This window comes from Gemmatimonadota bacterium (assembly GCA_009838845.1).
Lineage (GTDB): Bacteria > Latescibacterota > UBA2968 > UBA2968 > UBA2968 > VXRD01.
In genome coordinates, this window is sequence record VXRD01000168.1 from 21366 (window position 1) to 42626 (window position 21261).

At 50.5% G+C, this 21261-nt stretch carries 18 protein-coding genes; 12 read left to right on the top strand and 6 right to left on the bottom strand.

The window, feature by feature from the left end:
- Position 1 precedes the first annotated feature (1 nt).
- The 6 genes from F4Y39_23800 to F4Y39_23825 all read right to left on the bottom strand — a co-directional run bounded on the left by F4Y39_23800 (position 2) and on the right by F4Y39_23825 (position 5517).
- A complete protein-coding gene (locus F4Y39_23800; protein ID MYC16764.1) occupies positions 2 to 958 on the bottom strand; it encodes a phytanoyl-CoA dioxygenase family protein in 957 nt (318 codons plus the stop codon).
- Positions 959 to 975: 17 nt separating this feature from the next.
- Positions 976 to 1728, bottom strand: coding sequence for a phytanoyl-CoA dioxygenase family protein (locus F4Y39_23805; GenBank protein MYC16765.1), 753 nt, complete (start codon positions 1726 to 1728; stop codon positions 976 to 978).
- 68 nt (positions 1729 to 1796) lie between these two features.
- A complete protein-coding gene (locus tag F4Y39_23810; GenBank protein ID MYC16766.1) occupies positions 1797 to 2861 on the bottom strand; it encodes a hypothetical protein in 1065 nt (354 codons plus the stop codon).
- A gap of 251 nt (positions 2862 to 3112) precedes the next feature.
- On the bottom strand, positions 3113 to 3499 hold the full coding sequence (locus F4Y39_23815; protein ID MYC16767.1) for a type II toxin-antitoxin system death-on-curing family toxin: 387 nt from the start codon (positions 3497 to 3499) through the stop codon (positions 3113 to 3115).
- On the bottom strand, positions 3499 to 4593 hold the full coding sequence (locus F4Y39_23820; protein MYC16768.1) for a hypothetical protein: 1095 nt from the start codon (positions 4591 to 4593) through the stop codon (positions 3499 to 3501). Before F4Y39_23820 ends, F4Y39_23815 begins: the two co-directional genes overlap by 1 nt.
- A 126-nt stretch (positions 4594 to 4719) precedes the next feature.
- Positions 4720 to 5517, bottom strand: a complete 798-nt coding sequence (locus F4Y39_23825; GenBank protein MYC16769.1) for an AAA family ATPase — start codon at positions 5515 to 5517, stop codon at positions 4720 to 4722.
- Between the two features lie 277 nt (positions 5518 to 5794).
- On the opposite strand from F4Y39_23825, the gene F4Y39_23830 reads away from it, so the two are divergent.
- The 12 genes from F4Y39_23830 (at position 5795) to F4Y39_23885 (ending at position 21160) form a co-directional block, all read left to right on the top strand.
- Positions 5795 to 7291 carry a glycosyltransferase gene (locus F4Y39_23830; GenBank protein ID MYC16770.1) on the top strand — a complete coding sequence of 499 codons (1497 nt, stop codon included), beginning with the start codon at positions 5795 to 5797 and terminating at the stop codon, positions 7289 to 7291.
- Between the two features lie 20 nt (positions 7292 to 7311).
- Complete coding sequence (locus F4Y39_23835; protein ID MYC16771.1) at positions 7312 to 8160, top strand: hypothetical protein; 849 nt, start codon at positions 7312 to 7314, stop codon at positions 8158 to 8160.
- A 1-nt stretch (position 8161) separates the two neighbouring features.
- Positions 8162 to 8785: a MotA/TolQ/ExbB proton channel family protein gene (locus F4Y39_23840; protein MYC16772.1), complete on the top strand. Its 624-nt coding sequence runs from the start codon at positions 8162 to 8164 to the stop codon at positions 8783 to 8785.
- Between the two features lie 2 nt (positions 8786 to 8787).
- A complete protein-coding gene (locus F4Y39_23845; GenBank protein ID MYC16773.1) occupies positions 8788 to 9216 on the top strand; it encodes a biopolymer transporter ExbD in 429 nt (142 codons plus the stop codon).
- 154 nt (positions 9217 to 9370) lie between these two features.
- Complete coding sequence (locus tag F4Y39_23850; protein ID MYC16774.1) at positions 9371 to 9979, top strand: sigma-70 family RNA polymerase sigma factor; 609 nt, start codon at positions 9371 to 9373, stop codon at positions 9977 to 9979.
- A gap of 2 nt (positions 9980 to 9981) precedes the next feature.
- Positions 9982 to 10455 (top strand): hypothetical protein, encoded by a 474-nt coding sequence (locus tag F4Y39_23855; protein ID MYC16775.1) that lies wholly within the window; start codon positions 9982 to 9984, stop codon positions 10453 to 10455.
- Between the two features lie 131 nt (positions 10456 to 10586).
- Positions 10587 to 10853 carry a hypothetical protein gene (locus F4Y39_23860; protein MYC16776.1) on the top strand — a complete coding sequence of 89 codons (267 nt, stop codon included), beginning with the start codon at positions 10587 to 10589 and terminating at the stop codon, positions 10851 to 10853.
- A gap of 77 nt (positions 10854 to 10930) precedes the next feature.
- Complete coding sequence (locus tag F4Y39_23865) at positions 10931 to 12640, top strand: efflux RND transporter periplasmic adaptor subunit (GenBank protein MYC16777.1); 1710 nt, start codon at positions 10931 to 10933, stop codon at positions 12638 to 12640.
- Between the two features lie 5 nt (positions 12641 to 12645).
- On the top strand, positions 12646 to 15921 hold the full coding sequence (locus tag F4Y39_23870; protein MYC16778.1) for an efflux RND transporter permease subunit: 3276 nt from the start codon (positions 12646 to 12648) through the stop codon (positions 15919 to 15921).
- A 1-nt stretch (position 15922) separates the two neighbouring features.
- Positions 15923 to 16747 carry an RDD family protein gene (locus F4Y39_23875; protein MYC16779.1) on the top strand — a complete coding sequence of 275 codons (825 nt, stop codon included), beginning with the start codon at positions 15923 to 15925 and terminating at the stop codon, positions 16745 to 16747.
- 78 nt (positions 16748 to 16825) lie between these two features.
- Entirely contained in the window at positions 16826 to 17263 is a 438-nt protein-coding gene (locus F4Y39_23880; protein ID MYC16780.1) for a hypothetical protein, read from the top strand.
- A gap of 30 nt (positions 17264 to 17293) precedes the next feature.
- On the top strand, positions 17294 to 21160 hold the full coding sequence (locus F4Y39_23885; protein ID MYC16781.1) for a hypothetical protein: 3867 nt from the start codon (positions 17294 to 17296) through the stop codon (positions 21158 to 21160).
- Positions 21161 to 21261 lie beyond the last annotated feature (101 nt).

A 21261-nucleotide genomic window follows, 5' to 3' on the forward strand; every position in this document is an offset into this window, starting at 1 on the left:
TTTAACGGCGTTCATTTAGTGGCGTCCAACCGCGCCCCGGGGCGTGAACCTTCTTTCTATCCCACTCTTTTCGCAACGTGGCAAAAGCCCCGGGATCTCGCACCTCTCGCTCGGGATTTTGCGTATCCTGAATCACGAAATACGCCTCACCCGGATGGCACGCCATCGTCACCGGCTCGCGCTCTGGCATATAATCTTCGGGCACCTCGCCGATATTGCTCGGCACGCCAAAATCCTGATATCGCAAATCCATACTCCACCGCACAATATCGGTCTTGTTTTCAAACGAAGCATGCGGCGTCAGATTCGTCAAAAACAAAACCGACCCTGCCGACATCTCCACTGGTATCGCGCCCTCGGGAACACTTTCAGGTGCAATTTCCAAAAAGCCCGCGTGTCCACCCGTATAATGTCGGATAATCCCCTTATCCTGCACCTTCGGAATCACCCACAAACACCCATTATCCAGTGTCGCATCCACCAGCGGTACCCAGCACGTCACCATCAAATACTCGTAACAATGCGCCATTGAATAACCCGCATCCTGATGCCAGGGCACTTCCCCGCGCGAATAGCCCGGCACCTTGGGACGTATGCGATAGATCGACGTACCGACGATATCGGGACCAATAATATCCTCAATACACGCAATCAATGGCCGATGCCGCAACGCCTTCAAAATCCCCGGCCCGTGAAATCTCCCCGACCAGATCGACATCAACACCTTGTGAGCGGCCTCCGGGTTGTATCGGTTAAGCCTGGTCAGCCGCGTCTCAAATGGCTCCTCGGCAAAATCGCGATCCAGCTCGCCAGCGGCAATCAACTCATCGCACTTCTCCTGAACCGCGCCTGTCAACCCATCCTTCAGCAGTTGCAAATCGTCCGAAGAATAAATGGATTCTTTAACCACATAACCAAGCTCTTTGAACTGTCGAACTTCCTCTGCTGTAAGCCCCATAGATATTTCCTTTCCGATCACATCACCACTGGTTGCCGCCCGCCAATTGATGGCGGCTCCATAATCCGTCGCTGCTGATCTGTCACATTGGGATAATCGTCTGGATTGTAATAATTCTGTGCCCACGCCGAATGTCCCGGGCTAAATTTATACAGCAATGAACGGCGCTCGTGCTCGCCCTCCCATGGCATTGTTCCATGCACCAGTGCCTCTGTAAAAATGATCATATCCCCGGCTTCTGCTTCGGGCTGATGTACATAGTGCGCCGGTCGATCAAAATTGCGCACATCGCTGGGAATACTGACAAAATTGCTCTTATGCGACCCGGGAACACATGCAAAGCCGCCATCCCCTTTGCGCGCGGGCGCGAGATTATACGTAAACACCGTCAACCCATTGCGCATCACACCATCGTGGTATTTGTACCAATGATCGCCCGGCACACCCGCCTGCAATGATGGCCCTCCGTGCAATCGCCCGCGCCTCGCGCCCTTCTTCATAAAAATGCTATAATCGTGATCCACGCGAAACGTCGGTCCCAACAACTCAATCATATACGGCAACGCATTGGGGTGATCAAACAACGCCTGCGTCTCTGGACCCCACATCGAAACGCGACTCGTGCGGCGGTGCCCATCTTTTTCGTCGGCAGGATCAGCCCATACCTCATCAGCCAACTTATTCAGCGCATCCACCTCATCTGCGCTCAACACATCTTTAACAACCAAAAACCCCTGCAAATCAAATCGAAATTTCTCTTCTTTTGTCATACCCATGAAATCGCTCCTTTTGTGACTTTGAGATAATTCAGGACCGGCAACCGTTGTTTCACACAGCGTCAAGTTTCCTCTTCGTTGCGCTCGTCCAAAAAATCCATGATTTTCGGTGTGGCGACCTCAATGAAACGCCTGAGCGTATCTGCCAGAGCGTTGGCGAATTCATCGTTCAGTATATTACTGCCAAAATTAACCTCGACTCGTCCCCAACTGTTACGCTGTCTTAGCCTCTGGCCTTCGTGTATATCCAAATTATTCACGAAACTTTTCAATGACTTGCTCTTACCATAAGAAAGACCACCGATTTGCCCGTATTTGTTCTCGCCGTATCTGATTGCGACGAGTGCATTGCTACAGGATGCTGTCTTAGATGGATCGTCGAACGTCATTTCGACTTCGTAGCATAGGGACCCCCAGTTTCCCCAAGGCTGCTCCCGATACCATAAGTGATAGCAGCGATCATTTTTATTCTCTCTGCCTTTAACGGCCTTTCTGCTATTCTTTGTTGGTTTGATTTCGTCAGGCAAATCATCTATTGCCAGATCCCTAACTCTTTTGACAAAGGACGTAACGTCATAGTTTTTAATGTTCTGATCGGATTCAAGCACGTCAGAAACACCATCTTCACTTTGCGTAGAGCGTTTAGGCTGTGCTTCGGCTTTCCCTCTGCCTAAAAGCCAGTCTCTGATATCTTCTACTGCACGCTTCGCTTCGGGTGCGTTGATGCGTCCTAGCAGGTCGGCAATGTCATACAGACGAGCCTGGACGTAATCTGCATCCAGGTCCTGCCGCCCTGGATGTGCAACTTCATTACGCACATCTACGATTACCCACAACAGATTTCCGACCGTTTTATCACCCTTAAACACCTGACTAAAGACTGGTTGCCACTTCCTGATGACCAGGTTTGGAAAGTCGTTAATGTCAATCGCATCCTCAACGTTGCCGCTCCGATCCAGGTTTTGCAGGAATAGCTCGCGTTTCTCATATAGCGATTCGCTTATCGCATCTTCAACTCGCATGCCCTGAACCCGCTTCAAGCATCGGACGATGAACGGGCGCATCGCGTCGCGGTAAATGTCCAGCGCGTTAGAAAGCGCGTCCCGATTTGGACGATCCTTCATCATTGCAATATACCTTTAAGTGAAACTCTGTTTTGAATGCGCCTACAAGTGATGCTGTTGCCGAATTCCGGATTATGTCCCGATGCAACTAAACAGAGAGCTTACAGAGCCTAAATGCAAGCCACAAACAGCCATTTTTTTAACCGCAGACTCCCTCTTGATCAATTCGGCAACAGCATCACAAGTGGGGTAACTCCAACTTGTATTCACAATTCTTTTTATATAAAAATCCTTTTCGCGTTGTTCCAGAGCACTCAATGTAGCTCACAAATATGCTCTCTCAACCATTCGACAAGTTGCTCGCGGGAAACCTCTCCTGATGCGACGCCCAAAATAATTTGCTCTTGCATATCTACGGTAGCATCAATTCTATATTCATTGGAACGCAAGAATACTTCCATTGCGGCATGCCCCACCCGTTTATTCCCATCCACAAAGGGATGGTTCCGAATCAAAGAAAAACACAAGGCTGCCGCCTTTTCTATAACGGTAGGATAGAGATCCTGTCCTCCAAACGTCATAAAGGGTTGTGCGATAGCCGATTCCAGTCCGCTATGATCGCGCACTCCCATAGATCCACCACTTGTTTGAATAATACGCCTGTGAAGTGCTAAAACTGCATCTAAGCTGATATAATACATCAACTTAGCCTTTGGTAAAGTTCGCTATTTTTCTTCAGCACTTGTTCACAGATCTCCGCAAATCTGTGTTCTCGAAATACCCCATTTTGAAAAAAGTTAATCGTGTCATCTTTTATCTGACAATACACTCCAAAATCATCTGCCCTGAAACCCAAATGGTGGCCAATGACAATGCGTATGAGTTCAGGAACGACGTTAGCAGCTATATTGACGGTGTATCTTTCTGCCTGCTCGTCATCAAGCCCTTTCAACTCTGGTATCCGACCTGTGTGCATCAGGACATTACGCACCCGGTCAACATATTGAACGCGAGTCTTTTGCTCAGGTGTTGGCGACGGGTCTATAATCTCAAGTGATTGCAGGAGCGAAAATAATTTCTCTAACAAAGATGGGCCACGATCAATCTGACCATGTAGCAAATTTTTATATCGTTCCTCGTGATCCGGTTGAAGTTCCGTTTTTTTTGTAAGAAGATCGCTTATCTCATTTTTAAGTTTCTTACGGATAGGCTTGCTGACCTTTTCATAGACCATCTCATGCTGGTCGAGAATAATGTTAAGTGCCGTGCAGTATAACGCAGCACGGGATTGCAGGAGATTGGCGTTCATTGCTTCATTGTATAAGTGCAGGGCAATGTGCAAATTTTTGGATACCAGGCACTCCCTATTTTGCCAAGCAAGTGCTGCTGCAGGCAAGGTCTCAATTGGAACTACTGCATAGCAGTCACCATATATATCGGGTCTATACCTTTCCTGGTACTTTTCTGTAACTACGATTCTACCTGTCATAAAAGTGAGCAAATTGCATAGATCCCACAGTCCCCCATCGTCGGCCACCTTGTCGAGAAGAATACTTTTTTCTCCAGCCCCTTTCCAGGACACAGTTGCTGTGGCTTGCCAGGTACCTTTTTGTGCTGGCGAGCGTTGTAGCCCTGTTTCATTGAGGGTCCACATTGGAGGTTGAGGCAGTAGAGAAACCTTGTCATTGTAGTCATCTGTGAGACGTACTGTAAGGCTACCGATTTTATATTCTGACCATGGTACGTCAGGGCGTGATTCGTCTATATAGAGATTGAAGAGGTCAATTGTTTTCATACTTTATTCCCTCTGGATGACTGGCGTTGTGCCTGCGGCGTGGCGGCCAAAACCCTTCTGGATTGCGGCTTACACCATGCCGCAATGACGGCTTTCATCATCGCCTGATTTGCTGACCGCTGATCGCTACAAATTATTAACCGCGTAAACAGCTTTCTCTATCTGATCCTCTCCGACGGTTTTGACCTTGGCATCAGAACCGAGCAACAGGGCAATATCGCAAATATTATTTATATCTCGCGGAACACCATTGGACGCTTGATAGAGCGCGTCGAGCGCGTCCTCGTCGAACAAGGACCGATCGGCTCCCGCTTTTTCCAGACGTGTTTGCACATAAGACAGGGTTTCTTCGCGCTTGAGCGGTGCGAGGTGATATTGCCGCGCGACCTGTTGTCCCAATGCCTCAACGCCCGCGACCCGTTCCTCGAGACCTGCCTGTCCAACGAGGAGAAGGGTGAGAAAAAAACGCCCATTGCGTTGAAAGCTGAACAGAGATTGCAACGCTTCAAATGTATTGCCGTCTTCTATTGCATGGGCATCATCGACAATGACGACCGTATATTTGCCCGCATTGGCACTTTTGACAGCCTGAACCTCAAGTGCGCGTTGCAATTTTCCGTTCGATTGGTCCTCAACACCCAATTGCCCGAGCATATCCCGCAGAAAGTCTTCCGGCGAAAGACCGGGTCTATCCATAAGTGCGATTTTATACCTGTCAGATGACAGTTCCTGGATGAGCATGCGACTCACAACGGTTTTGCCACAGCCCGTGTCGCCCGTGAGCACGGCAGCCCCCAGGCGGTTATTGATCGCGTAAAACATTTGCAACAATGCTCTCTGGTGATCTCTCGAAGAATAAAAAAAACGCGGATCCGGCACATTTTCAAACGGCAATGCTGTCAGATTCCAATATTTATCGTACACGGTCTCAATCCTTTATTTTAAGTCCGACCATAGATTTTATGAACCTATCGGAATAGTGGTTTAATGCTGCTCATTGCACCTGTTTTATCGCAATCCAATATAGTTACCTCAAACGGTCTGTGTCAAGTAATCGGCAAAGCGATTTAAGTGTTTCCGGGCGTTTTAGACAACACAGAGACATTGACACAAAATACTTTGACGGAACGTATCCAAACCCTATATTTTGCTGCACTGCACTGGTAACACATCTGTTTTGACTTTCATTATGGAGATCTGTATGGCCTGGTGGCAATCCGTTTTGCTGGCCACTTACAGCCTCGTGTTTGCATTGCTGATGCTCGTAAGCCTGCATCGACACTTGATGGTACACCTTTACTATAAGCACCGTCGCAAACAACCCATTCCCCGCGGCACCTTTGATGAACTACCCTTTGTGACAGTGCAATTGCCCGTATTTAACGAACGCTATGTGGTCGAACGACTAATTCGCGCCGTCGCCAAAATGGATTATCCAACCGACCGCCTCGAAATTCAGGTTTTAGACGACTCGACCGATGAAACAACCGCAATTGCCAGGCAATGTGTTGATGAACTTCGACATTCGGGACTGAATATCGCGCTGATACACCGCAAAACGCGCACCGGGTATAAAGCCGGTGCGCTCGCAGAGGGATTGCGGGTTGCACGCGGTGAATTGATCGCAATTTTTGACGCCGATTTTCTGCCGCAACCAGACTTTTTGAACAAAACCATCCCGTATTTCGTCGAACCGCAAGTCGGCATGGTTCAGACGCGCTGGGGGCATCTGAATCGGGATTACTCCATTTTGACACGCGTACAGGCCATCTATCTCGACGGCCATTTTGTTATGGAACACGGTGCCCGAAGCCGCTCGGGCTTGTTTTTCAATTTTAACGGCACAGCAGGTGTCTGGCGTCGGGCTTGTATCGACGAAGCCGGTGGCTGGCAGCACGATACCCTGACCGAAGACCTCGACTTGAGCTATCGCGCGCAATTGGCGGGCTGGCGATTTGTATATCTCGCAGATACCGTAACGCCAGCCGAAATCCCCGTGGAAGTAAATGCCTGGAAATCACAGCAATTTCGGTGGGCAAAAGGCTCTGTTCAAACCGCCAAAAAAACACTGAAAACCCTGTTGCAAAGCCATCTCCCGTGGCGCGTAAAGGGCGAAGCCGCTTTTCATCTGGTAACCAATTTTGCATATTGTTTGATGGCAATGATCTCCATTCTCATTTTCCCCGCAATTGTTCTGCGGGAAGACCTCGGCTGGCTCAGAGTACTGATAATCGATTTTCCCCTCTTTGTAGGCGCGACGGGTGTGATCTCGAGATACTACATCCACTCGCAGCGGGAAATATATTCGGATTGGAAATCGCGCATCCTGTATTTGCCATTTGTACTCGCCCTGGGCATGGGGATTTCATTGAACAACGCGCGCGGAGTAATTCAAGCACTGCGAGGGCACGAGACCGCATTTAATCGCACCCCTAAATACCGCGTTATCGGCAGGAATGGAAATTGGTATCGCAAAAATTACGCCCTGAAAAAAAATATAACTGCATTTTTGGAAATTGGACTCGGTTTTTATTTGCTGGGTGCCATGGCGTATTCGATTGCGAAAGGGCTGTATTTCCCCGTGCCATTCCTTATTTTGTTTGCCTCTGGTTTTTTTTATGTGGGGGGAATGTCTTTATTCCAGGGCATTTGGGCGAAATTACATTCGCAAGCTATTGAAGTCGCAGAAGCAAACTAAAACAAAGGCGGAATGGGTATATGGCAATGAGACTCAACAATCCATACCTCTGGGCTTATACCGCAGCCATTCTGCTGCACATCCTGTTCCTGCTCCTGGAGAACCCGCTGTCTGCGATCATTGTACCGCCGGCAAAAAAAATACCCGCATCACCGCCTCTAACATTTGAATTTGTCGATGTACCTCAAAATCGAGACGATGCTCCGCCCGAAGAAACTTCATTGCTCGCAGAGCGCGATAATATCTCTCGCGATCAACAAACGGCTCCCTTGCCCGAAAGCCACTTGCCATTTTCCGATGGCATATCGCGGGCAAAGAATATAGAGGCGTCAGCACCGGGCAGGCCGCGCAGTGAGACACAAAGCACAGACCGTACACAGGAAACCACCGACAGCCCCTTTAGCTTTGTGGATGTGTTGCAGAAAAACCCCGAAGAAGCGCGAAAAGAGCGAGAACGCGCGGTGCTGGGCGGGGAATTGCCCCAATCGCGCATAGATATGGACAATAGCAAAACCCGCGCACTCGAACGCGGGGGATTGCAACTGAGCACGTATGCCTGGAATTTCGCGCCCTATATGAAATATCTCAAGCGACATATTGACCGTCATATATATCCGCCCCGCGCATTCGAGTTGGGTATGATCGATGGCATGACCAGGGTGAAATTCAGAATCTGGCGCGATGGTCGGCTCGAAGGCCCCGAATTGATCGACTATAAGGGCCATGACCTGTTGCGCGATACGAGCCTGAAGGCTGTTGAACTCTCGGCACCATTCAGGGCATTACCACCAGATTTCCCGGATGAGTACCTCGACATTACTGGTACTTTTGAATATTTAATTTTTGGAAAAGGTCAAAGGCGACAATAATATGGGCTGGGCACTATTTGAACAGGGTGGTCTCATGATGTATCCTCTGACCTTGTGCTCAGTACTGGCTTTGGGCATTGCAATTGAGCGCGGGTTTGCACTGCGCCGTCGCACCGTCATCCGGCCCGAAATTGTCAGTGTAATCGACAATATTCAAGGACCGGATGACATTGGATTGGCTTTAAACGTCTGTCGGCAGCACAAAGGGCCTTTCTCCGCGGTAATGCGCGCGGGGTTAGACAATCGCCATTTGTCCTTAGAAGAGGTCCGGGAAAGTATTCTGGATCAGGGCCGTCAGGAAATGGGCGTATTGCAAAAAGGACTGGTGGTACTGGAGACCGTAGCGGGAGTTTCGCCGCTTTTGGGACTTCTGGGCACTGTTCTGGGCATGATCAAAGTTTTTCAACAGGTTTCAGAAGTGGGCGTAGGACAAGCCAATCTCCTGGCAGGAGGCATTTCCGAAGCAATTCTAACGACTGCCGCCGGACTTTTTATTGCAATTCCATCACTCGTATTTTTCAATTTGTACAGCAGTCGATCAGAAAGCCTGATTTTGGAAATTGAGAAATACGCCAATACCCTTCTGAAAAAACTCCGGGGGTTTCAAGGCTCCGAAGGTAGATAGTGATGCGAATGCAAATGCCCCTCAAGCGCCGCCCTGCAATCAACGTGACCTCTTTGATCGACGTCCTGTTTTTATTGCTTACATTTTTTCTCGTAACCACGCAATTTATCGATCAATCCGCGCTCAAAGTCGAACTACCCGCCATGGAACACGCGGAAAAAACACAACACGCGAGGCGTTATATTCTCAATGTATCGGCAGATGGTCAAATGGCATTGGATGGTCAGATCGTCGATCAACCGGCATTGCGGGAATTATTAAAACAACACGTGGCGGAGATCGATGAAAGTGGGGGCCTGATTTTGCGAGCAGACCGCCAATTGCCTTATGGCGATGTGATGTCGATTCTGGACCTCGTCAGAGGTGTGGGAATCAGACGGATTACCAATGCCACAGCGGAACGAATAGACGAGAAAAGCGCGAATAGATGAATAGACGAATAGACGAATCCCGCCCAACCACCCAGAGCATGTGCTGACATGATATAAGCCAGTATTGTTACAAACTCCGTCGCTGATTCGCTGATTCGTAGATTCGCTGATTCGTAGATTCGCTGATTCGCTGATTCGTTGCGAGGTCGGAACAATGCGCGATTCCAAATCGTCCAATTTTTCACATATTGAAGATATCCAAATCGTCGCCCGGGTCTTAGAAGGCAACACAGAGGCTTTCTCTTTGCTGGTACAGCGACACCATGAACGCGTGTACAATGCGGTTTACAGCCTTATTGGCGATCTCGACGAAGCCGACGATTTGGCGCAAGAAGCATTTCTCAAGGCATTTCGCGCCCTGAATCGATTTCGGGGACAATCGCTATTTTCAACATGGTTGCATCGCATCGCTGTCAATTGCTGCTTAGATCACCTCAAATCCAGACATCGGCGCAGCTTTGTTTCTCTGGATGAACATCGAGAAACTTGGGACGCGCCGCGCATCTGGGCGGGTCAGCCCCAAAATGCAGATATGCGCGTTGAACGGCGGGAACTTCAAGAAATCCTCGAACGCGCCCTGGACGATCTATCGGAAGAATACCGCGTGACCTTTGTTTTGAGAGAAATTGAAGGTCTGACCTATGAAGAAATTGCCGAATTGCTCAAATGCTCAATAGGAACCGTTAAGTCTCGCCTGTTTCGAGGGCGAACAAAACTCCGCGAAATTTTGCAGGTGCAATACGACAACTGGATCGAGGCGTAAATATGGACGCAGACAACACCATTGACATCAACCGCGAATTGTTGTCGGCTTATCTCGACGATGCATTGACAGAAGCAGATCGAGCCAGAGTTGAGATACTGTTGCGCACATCTGACAGTCTCAGGCGTGAACTGGCCGAGATGGTGCGCGTGCGTAAACTATTTGCCGCCTGGTCTCCACCTTCACCCGACCGTTTTTTTGTGCGGCGTGTAGATATAAAAGTCCAGGAAGAAGTGGCGCGAATGAAGAACCGATGGGGATTTCAAAAATTCGCCACTGCCGCAATGTTGCTGATCTCTATTGGCTCGCTGGCATTTTTGACCCAGCGCCTGGACAGAAATGTTGAACCTGTCACGCTGGATGCTTTTTTACAGGGTTCGCTCGACCGCGAGGTTCGAGAAGTTGTGAGTTTGACCGAAGATGATTTTTCCAAAGACCGCGTACTCGACCTCGTCTTATCCGACAACACGCGTTAGAAGGTTTTATTATGTTTATTTCGCGTTTCCGCTTTACATGCCTGATCGTCTTGTGTTTATTACTCGGCGCGGTGATAGGGACTGTTTACGAAAGTCTTGCGTCTGGTAATTCTGGAAAAAGGCGAGTGCGCATGTCTGAAATGGTGGCAAAGCTCGACCTGTCAGATAAACAGAAAGCACAACTGGACACAATCCTCGAGGAAGGGCGCAAATGCATGGTCGATATCAACACGACCTACCGCTCTGAGTTTGGAAAAGTGAGAAACACAACTCGCGCTCAAATTCGGGAAATTTTGACACCTGACCAGCGAAAAGAATTTGATGAGATGATGGCCGAACAAGAGGCTCGACGGCGTGCCCAGCACAGAAACAGGATTCACAGCAATAAAGCCGAGTGATAAAGAATTTTGTGCAAAAATAAGTGAGTAATTGTTTACTTTCTTTTAATTTTTATAAGTTTTGAGAAGACGGAGGGATGATGCAAAAAATAGCCAAACACCGATGGTTCGTGCTGCTTTTTCTCGCGCTCTTTGCCTGCGGTGAAGAAGCACAACAGACACAGGGCGGACGTGCTGGACGCGGTGGACGCGGTGGACGCGGTGGCGGCGCTGCTGCGCCCGTCAAGGTCGAGACTGTAAAACAAGGGGATATTTCTGCATATATCCTCAAAAACACAACACTCGAAGCCGAAAGATGGGTTGACGTTCGAGCGCGCAGAGCCGGGCAGGTCATCTCGCTACTAAAAGAAGAAGGCGACCCCGTACGCGAGGGCACCGTAATGGCGCGGCTCGACGCCGACGCTGCCCAGATCAGCGTCGCGCAGCGAGAAGTTGCCTATCTTGAAGCCAAACAGCGGTATGAACGCGAAGATGCCCTATTTCAACGCAATCTGGGTAGCAAACAGTCTTATGAAAATGCCAAGACCCAATTCGAATCGGCCAAAGCACAACTCGAACAGGCCAAACTCGATTTGAGCTACACGGCGATTAGATCGCCTATTGAAGGCATCATGACGCTGAGAAATATCGAAGTGGGCAACATGGTCACCAACAATCAAGTGGTGGCCTCTGTAGCCAAATTTGATCCCCTGCTTGCGCGCATCCAGGTAACGGAAAAGGACTTTGGTAAAATCACCGTAGGACAGACTGCGCGCATTACTGTTGAAGCCGCGCCTGAAAAAGAATTTACGGGCACAGTGAAAATGATCAGTCCCGTGGTAGATCCCGAAAGCGGCACGGTCAAAGTAACCGTCGAGATACCTCGAACAGATGCAAGTCTGCTGCGTCCCGGGATGTTTGCCTCGGTCTATATTATCACTGAAACGCGAATAAACACCCTGGTCATTCCCAAAAAAGCCCTCGTACTCGAAGGAGAAGGCAACCAGGTATTCACCTTTGAAACCGATCCCGAAAGTGGTCGCGGGCAGGCGCAACGCAAACGCATCGAAATCGGCTTTACAGACAGCGACCGTTTAGAGATCCTCTCGGGCCTTTCCCAGGGAGAGCAGGTCATTACTGTGGGACAGGAGGGTTTGAGACCAGGTTCACCCGTGCGCCTCGTAGGAGAAGCCGCACCTCCCGCATTTGCCGGACGCGGTGGACAGGGCAGGCAAGGACGTGGGCAAATGGGTCAGGGAGGACAGGGCAGGCAGGGACGCGGACAGATGGGTGAAGGTGGACAAGGGCGCGCTGGACGTGGGCAAATGAGTGAAGGTGGACAGGGCAGACAGGGACGTGGTCGTGGTGGAAGTGGCCAAATGGGTGAAGGTGGACAAGGCAGAGGATTTGCAGGTGGCGAGGGGCAGGGCAGACAGGGGCGCGCTGGACGTGGACAGATGGGTGAAGGTGGACAGGGTAGGGGCTTTGCAGGTGGCGAGGGACAAGGACGTGGGCGCGGGCAGATGGGTCAGGGAGGACAACGAGGTGGCGAGGGGCAGGGCAGACAGGGACGTGGACAGATGGGACAAGGCGGACAGGGCAGAGGTTTTGCAGGCGGGCAAGGCGGAGGTGATCCCACAGACCGCATAAAACGCATAATTGAGCGCTTCCCCGAAGTCAAAGCCGAATACGAAAAGCGCGTGAAAGACGATCCCGAACTCGCAACAAATATGGAAAAACTCCGCGCTTTTGTGACTGAGATGCGAGAAAAAGGATTGATACCATCACGAGGCGGACGAGGTAATTAAAACTCATGAAACTCATTGAATTTTCGACCCGGCGACGGGTAACAGTAACGATGTTTGTGGCTGCGGCAGTGCTATTTGGCATGGTCGCTTTTCAGCGCCTATCGATCAACCTGCTGCCCGATATCACCTATCCCACCCTGACGGTGCGCACAGAATACGAAGGCACAGCACCCTCGGAGATGGAACGTTTAATCACCGAGCCGATTGAGGGATCTGTAGGTGTGGTAAACGGAGTTATCCGGGTAACATCGGCCTCGCGCCCCGGCATATCGGATGTGGTTGTGGAATTTGCCTGGGGTACGGACATGGATTTTGCTTCTCTCGATGTTCGGGAAAAGCTCGATCAGGTACGCCTGCCACAGGACGTGAGAAAACCCGTACTGCTGAGGTTTGACCCTTCGCTGGACCCGATCATGCGTATCGGACTCTACGGCGAAGAAAGTTTGATTTCGCTACGCCTCCTGGCCGAAGAAGAAATTAAGCCCGAGTTGGAAAGCCTCGAAGGGGTCGCATCTGTGCGCGTCAATGGCGGCCTGGAAGAAGAAATTCAAGTTGAGATTGACCAGCCCAAACTGGCTGCATTGCGCATTCCTCTATCTCAGGTCGTCAATCGCTTAGCCCAGGAAAATGTGAACCTGACGGGCGGAGAACTCAAAGATGGCGAAGCAGAATACCTGGTTCGCACATTCAACGAATTTAAAACAATAGAAGAAATTCAGGATATTGTGGTGGGCCAGCGGCAGGGCACCATTATCACATTAGCCGATGTGGGGCTGGTGACCCGAGGGCATCGCGAACGCACGGTAATTACGCGCATTGATCAGCAAGAAAGTGTCGAACTGGCCATATACAAAGAGGGTGATGCCAATACTGTAACAGTTGCACAAGCCGTTAAAGAAGCCATCGCGCAATTTCGCCGCACATCCGGCGATTTGCTCGGTAATTCGCGCATGGAGGTCGTCTCGGATCAATCGACATTCATTCGAGACTCGGTCTCCGAGGTCCTCAACACCGCTATTTTGGGCGGTTTTTTGGCCATTATCGTTCTCTATCTGTTTTTGCAAAGCCCCAAAAGCACGGGCATCATCAGCGTATCTATTCCCATTTCGGTTGTTGCGACATTTTTCCTCATGTACGCATCGGATGTGAGTCTCAACATCATGTCATTGGGTGGACTCGCCCTGGGAATAGGCATGCTGGTTGACAACTCAATTGTCGTACTCGAAAGTGTACAGCGTTACCAGGAAAGCGGCATGAGTCCGCGTGAAGCGACCAATAAAGGGGGGTCGGAAGTGGGACAAGCTGTCGTGGCTTCTACAATGACGACAATATGCGTCTTTGTCCCCATTGTTTTTGTAGAAGGCATTGCCGGACAGCTCTTCCGAGATCAGGCACTTACCGTGACCTATTCGCTCGTCGCCTCCCTCCTCGTTGCCCTCACGGTCATTCCCATGCTGGCTTCGTTAGAATTTTCATGGATCGGTGAATTTGCCGCCGTAGAAAAACGCAAAAAGGAAAGCGGACACAAAGGCGGTGTCGAAGCTCCGGCTCGTATTGCGGGGTTGCTGGGCACAGTTGTAGGATGGATTGGACGCGGTATTCTGGCCTGTCTTGCACCCTTATTCTGGATTTTCGACAGAGTGATTGGACGCGCTTATCTCGTCTATCCGCACATTATCAGATGGGCACTCAGACATCGCCTGTATGTGATTGGGTTGGCAATTGCCCTTTTGGGTGGCACCTGGACACTTGGCTCGAGATTGGGCAGTGAACTGATCCCCGAAATGAGCCAGGGAGCATTCTCAATTGCAGTCGAAATGCCGCTGGGCACACCCCTTGCCGCCACAACCCAAACCATTCAAGCCATTGAGAGGCTTGTTCGCAGTCAACCCGAAGTGCGCCTGGTTTACAGCATTGTCGGTACACAATCGGCATCTGGGGGCAGCGGCGGAGAAGAAAGGGAAAATGTGGGTGAGGTCAATGTCGTACTCCACGAGGGCATTATTCGAGATCGCGAAATTGCCGTAATGGATCGCTTGCGCCAGATGATTGTAGAAATTCCCGCCGTGGATACAAAATTTGCCCGCCCATCGCTATTCTCGTCTCGCACGCCAATCGAAGTGGAAGTCGCCGGTTATAATTTGCTGTCGCTACAGATGATCGCCGGAGAAATGATGGCGCGCATGCAAACCATTACGGGACTGACAGATATTAAAACAACAAGCGAGGGCGGTACACCCGAAGTGCAAATTCGGTTTGACCGCAAGCGCGTGGCGCAAATGGGCACGACGATTAACGCCATTGGCGAGATTATCCGCAATCAGGTTCAAGGAGAGGTTGCCACACAATTTACCCGAGGAGATCGGAGAGTCGATATTCGCGTCCGCGCCGAAGAGGAACATCGAAGCACAGTAGATGATCTGAGGCGATTGATCATCAGCCCCAACAATGCCCCATCGCCGGTGCCTTTGAGTGTAGTCGCCGATTTACAGGTGGAAATGGGACCTGCTGAAATTCGCAGAATTGACCAGGAGCGCGTGGCATTGATCTCGGCCAACCTGGTGGGTCGAAGTCTGAGTGCTGTCGTCGCAGACCTCGAACGCGAAATTGATCAGATGGAGTTGCCCGCCGATTTTTCGATTAAAGTGGGTGGGCAAAATGAAGAGCAACAGCGGTCATTTGAAAGTATGCAATTGGCGATTGGGTTGGCGATTTTTCTCGTTTATCTGGTGATGGCATCGCAGTTTGAATCGCTCGTTCATCCTTTTGTAATCATGTTTGCCATACCTTTTGCGCTGGTAGGCGTTTTTGCTCTGCTCCTCATAACCGGGCAGACCATCAGTGTGGTCGTGCTCATTGGTTTGATTATGTTGGCTGGCATTGTCGTCAACAATGCCATCGTGCTCATCGATTATATCAACACGCTCCGAAGAGATGAGGGCATGCCCAAAATGGAAGCGATTGCACAAGGGGGCAGAGTGCGCCTGCGTCCCATTTTGATGACCACCTCGACGACTGTGCTCGGTTTGTTGCCCATGGCACTGGGCATTTTCAATTTTCAGCCCCTTGTCAAAAGCATCGAAGGCGCGTTGGATGGCGTGTTATCCGGGCAGGTATTCACCGCGGTCATGGCTGTGGTGGGTATGCTTTTCCCGGTAGGGCAGGGTGCAGAGATACGCGCGCCTATGGCCATTACCGTTATTGGCGGCCTGGTCGTATCAACACTGGTAACCCTGGTACTGATCCCAACGCTGTATTCGCTAACCGACCGCAAGGAGTAGTATGGAGCAGAGCCGAAATGAAGCATTTGTCGAATCGCTTCAGAACTATTCGCTTTCAGAACTCGAAGATATTTATGCACATCTGGATCGCGACCTATTTCCAGAGCGATTCGATCAAGTCAGGGCAGAAATCGAAGCGCGCTTAAAAGACTTTGATCCAAAATCTATGGACGCAAGTACGCTGACGGATCCCCCTGGGATCTTGAGACGTCTCGCGTCGAGCGCGATTGATTTCTCCATGCAAGTGCTCGTTCCTTTTTTAATTTTTTTTCTTCTCAAAAGCGTCCTTTTTCCAAGCGCGCAAACCGCAAGTGCTGGCGGCGGACGAGGCGGAGGACGAGGTGGCGGAGGACGCGGGCGAGGTGGCGGAGGCGGTGGTGGCAATCAATCCGATGATCTCTGGTCAGACATCACGGGTTTCGTAGGAAGTGCGAAGGATATCGCCGTTGGATTGATCGAGGGAGACCCCGCAGCGCAGAGCAGAGCGATGATTATCTGGAATGATTTTGGAATCATTCTGGTCATCCTGCTCGTTTTTCGAGTCTTCCTGACCTTATCGGGATGGGCGCGTTCTGGATTTACCCCGGGGATGCGCGAATTGGGCATTCGAGTCGAACGCGTTGGGGGAGGTACTCCAACCTGGTCGCAGGCTGTAGGCAGATTTGTTCTACAGCCTCTGCTTTTTATCGCAACACTGGGATTTAGTGGATTTTGGATGCTGTGGGATCCCGATAGCCGAGCACTTCACGATAAGCTTCTCGGCACAAAGCTCGTTCGCATGGTGCGCACCTGGGAAAAGACAAAAACCGAAAGAAAATTTGAATAGAATATATCAGTTATCCGAAACTTTTAATCATGTACTCTCGTCTAAACCCTCGAAATCTCAGGGAAGGAGTAAGTAAGTATGCACAGACGGATGTATAAAATGTGTTGTGTCGTGCTGGCAACCGCATTTTTTTGGGGGTGTTTGGCCCCTGTTGCCGAAGCGCGGTCCTTTTTTACTGCACGGCGCACATTTGGTGTTTTATTTCTCGGTGGCAGTGCTTATATGGCCAAGCGCGCCATTGATTATAAGCGCGATGCAAACGACATTTACGAAGCCTATAAGACGGCGAAAGACTCTCGAGAAGCCGAACAGCTTTTTAACCGCACAAGCGATCGAGATACCAAGAGCATGATGAGTGTCGGATTTTCCGCAATTTTGTTGATCAGTGGTTTGCGTTTGCTCATACACAGCGAAGTGGATGATAAAATGCCCAAAATTGATCGACGAATCAAAATAGATCTCAACAGTGATATTCGCAAAAAATCTGTTGGGATTGTATTGAAAAAAAAATTTTAATCATCAGTAATGGGCAATGAGGAGATTATTATGAAGCACTGGTGGACGCGCCGACTACAACTCGGCCTTTTGGGGATTGCGATAATTTTAATAGCCATGTGGGGATGCGGACGCGAACGCGTAAATCCGGTTGACTCACAATTTGAAGGAACCACGACGACTTTGAATCCGCCGGGCAATATTCGCGCCCAGGGCGGTATTGGACGGATCACTTTGAACTGGAATCCCGTGAACAGCACAAATCTTGCGGGATATGGGATATGGCGGTCAACATCGGCCACGGGAGACTTCGTGCTATTGCGCGGCGAATCATCCGCTCCCGACGTGACGACAGCACGCACGACTTATGTGGATTCGACAATAGATGCCAATGTATCGAAAATATACTTTTATAAACTCAGCACCGTAGATGTAGAAGGACAATCGAGCGAATTATCTACATTTGTAAGTGCAGAAGTCCTCGATGACACGCGCGCACCGGCCATGCCAATGAATTTCGTCGCCATCACCGATGCCGATGGAAAACAGGTTGCACTGGGCTGGTCAGCGCCGGAAATGGATGTGGGCAATCAGGAATTGACCGGCTTGTCCGGGTACAGAATTTTCAGGATCAAAGATTCGCAGGGCAAACTCCAGATACAGGGTTCGCAGGCAGCGCTGGTCCAACTCGCCACAGAACTGGGCATCGACCTCGATAATCTGGGAGAAATATCCGCCGAGTTGAAAGATATTTTCGTCGAACTTGGAACCGTACCTGCCAACCAGACTTATTTCCTCGATACCGATGAACTCGAAGCTGGCGTGCTTCACGTTTACATAGTCATCGCCGTCGATCCAGAAGGCAACACTGGACCTCCGGCACTTACTTTAGTAACCATAGACACACCAGGCGCGAATATACCAGTACCTGCTAACTTGCGCGCAACGCAAAATGAACAGGCGCGCATTGTCGTATCCTGGAATCCCGTAAACGATCCCAACTTGCTGGGCTATCTGGTCTTACGGTCACAATCCACACAAGGTCCCTTTACACCCGTAACAAACGACACGCTCTTTACCACGGGACAGACGACCTATGTCGATTCGCTTGTCGCGACCGATCAAGTGTACTACTACAAAATTCAAACCGTTGTGCAAGATCCCAATCTTGGACTATTGCGCAGTGATACTTCCACTTTCATCGACGGACAGGCACTTGCCGATCAGAGCGCCCCTGGCGCGCCCTCAGATCTCATCGTCAGCCTGGACGATGATAATTTCCAGCGGGTGATGCTGAACTGGACTGCACCTGTAACAGACAGAAATGGCAATGAACTGACCGGATTGGCCTCCTTTGAAATCTACCGGTCGCGCGAGAACAATACATCCTTTGCACTGATCGCCACAGTATCGAGCGATCAGGTGAGTTTTGTGGATACTTCTGTCGAATTACTCACGACGTATTTCTATGCGGTCAGAGCATTGGATCAGGCTGGCAATGCCGGACCCCGGTCTCAGCCGATATCTGTGACCACCAGGGGATTTGCTATCCCGCGCAACGTGCGGGCAACTCCTGGTGTGCAGAAAATCACCTTGACCTGGACGGCAAACACCGAGCCTGAATTAACGGGATATGAGATATTGCGCTTTACAGATCCCACACACGAAACACCCGACAAAACCTTCTCTTCTGTGTTGACGACGTATGTGGATACTCCTGTCACAGCAGATCAACCCTTTGTCTATCGGGTGCGGGCGGTTGGCACCGCCAATGTGAAGAGCGAATTGTCGCCCCCCGTCTCTGCCCAGGCCACGGAAGCTGCTCCAGTTCTGGCAGCACCGCGCAATGTGCAGGCAAGGGGTGGGATTGGTCACATTACCATCACCTGGGCGGCAAACACCGAGCCTGAACTGACCGGGTATCGCGTCATGCGCTATACAGACCCGGCACAGACAGCAGCCGAAGCGACCTTCGCGACAGTGCAGACGACTTATGTCGATTCGCCGCTGGTATCGGGACAGACCTATGTCTATCGCGTACAGGCGGTTGGTACCAATAACGAAGAAAGCGAACAATCGCTCTATGCCTCCGCAACCGTCTCAGCCGATCAGAGCCCTCCCGGCGCACCCTCGGATCTCATCGCCAGCCTGGATGAGGCGAATTTCCAACGCGTGCTCATCAGCTGGACGGCTCCCACAAGAGACAGCAATGGCAATGAACTGACCGGATTGACCTCCTTTGAAATCTACCGGTCACGCGAGAACAATACATCCTTTGCGCTGATCGCCGCAGTATCGAGCAATCAAATGAGTTATGAGGACACATCTGTCGAGTTATTGACGCGATACTTTTATGCAGTCAGAGCATTGGATCAGGCCGGCAATGCCGGACCCCGATCTCAGCCAGTATCTGTGACCACCAAAGGATTTGCCATCCCGCGCAACGTGCAGGCGACTGGTGGTGAGCTGAAAATCACCTTGAACTGGGCGGCAAACACCGAGCCTGAATTGACTGGATACGAAATCTTGCGCTTTACAGATCCCACAGATGCAACACCTGACAGGATCTTCTCTTCTGTGTTGACGACGTATGTGGATACCCCTGTCACAGCCGGACAGACCTTTGTCTATCGAGTGCGTGCGGTTGGTCCCTCCAATATAAAGAGCGATCTATCTGCCTTTGTCTCTGCACAGGCCGTCGAGCCGCCTCCAGTTCTGGCAGCACCGCGCAATGTACGCGCGACTGGTGGTGAGTTGAAAATCACCTTGACCTGGACGGCAAACACCGAGCCAGAATTAACGGGATACGAGATCTTGCGCTTTACAGATCCCGCAGATGCAACACCTGACAGGATCTTCTCTTCTGTGTTGACGACGTATGTAGATACCCCTGTCACAGCCGGACAACCCTTTATCTATCGGGTGCGGGCAGTTGGTGCCGCCAATGTGAAGAGCGAACTATCGGTCTTTGTCTCTGCACAGGCCACCGAGCCGCCTCCGGTTCTGGCAGCACCGCGCAATGTACGCGCGACTGCTGGAATTGGGTATATCGCCATCACCTGGTCTGCCAATACAGAAGCAGAACTGATCGGGTATCGCGTCATGCGCTATACAGACCCGGCACAGACAGTGGCCGAAGCGACCTTTATGACCGTGCATACGACTTATGTCGATTCGCCGCTGGTAGCGGATCAGACCTATATATACCGCGTGCAAGCGGTTGGTCTAAATAACACAGAAAGCGAATCATCGCTATTTGCCTCTGCAACGGTACAAATCGACGATATCCCGCCCGCTACCCCCGGCAATTTTGTCGCTATTTTGGCGAGTAGTGGCGCAGCGATTGAATTGAGTTGGGTCGCCCCCACAAGGGATGCTAATGGCGGCGATCTGACCGGACTTGCCAGCTTTGTGATTTATCGCGCGGACCCATTGAATACTGTGCCGATTGAGATAGATACCTTAGATGCGATGCATCAGATGTATCGAGATACCGACCTGCTAAACCGCACGACTTACAGGTATCAGATCTCTGCCATTGACCACCAGGGTAATGAGAGTGAGCGTTCGCCCATCAGGACAGTGACCACAACTGATATAGTCCCCGTGCCTCCAACGGACCTGGTGGTTCGTTACAATGCCGCTGTTCCCGAGATCAATTTGACCTGGGTAGCTCCCGATAAGTATGACCATTTCATCATTCAACGGGCAGAAATCGCCGGAGCTGCTTCCGGTTCTGCCATTCGAAATTTAACAGACGGAGATTATACGACTTTGGAAACCGAGGATCCGATCACAACCACTTTTTATAGCGATAGAGATATTAAACGTGGTTTCACCTATGTTTACCGGATCCGCACAAGTCTTTCTGGACGGATCAGTGGTCCTTCAGATACTGATTTTGATTTTTCCCGATAGAGAGCCAGCGAGAAAGGAAAAAATTGCGTTCTTCTTTTGTGAAGGACGCTATTTTTTTTATATATAGAAGCCAACTGTCGCCTTTTATGCGTCAGATGTAC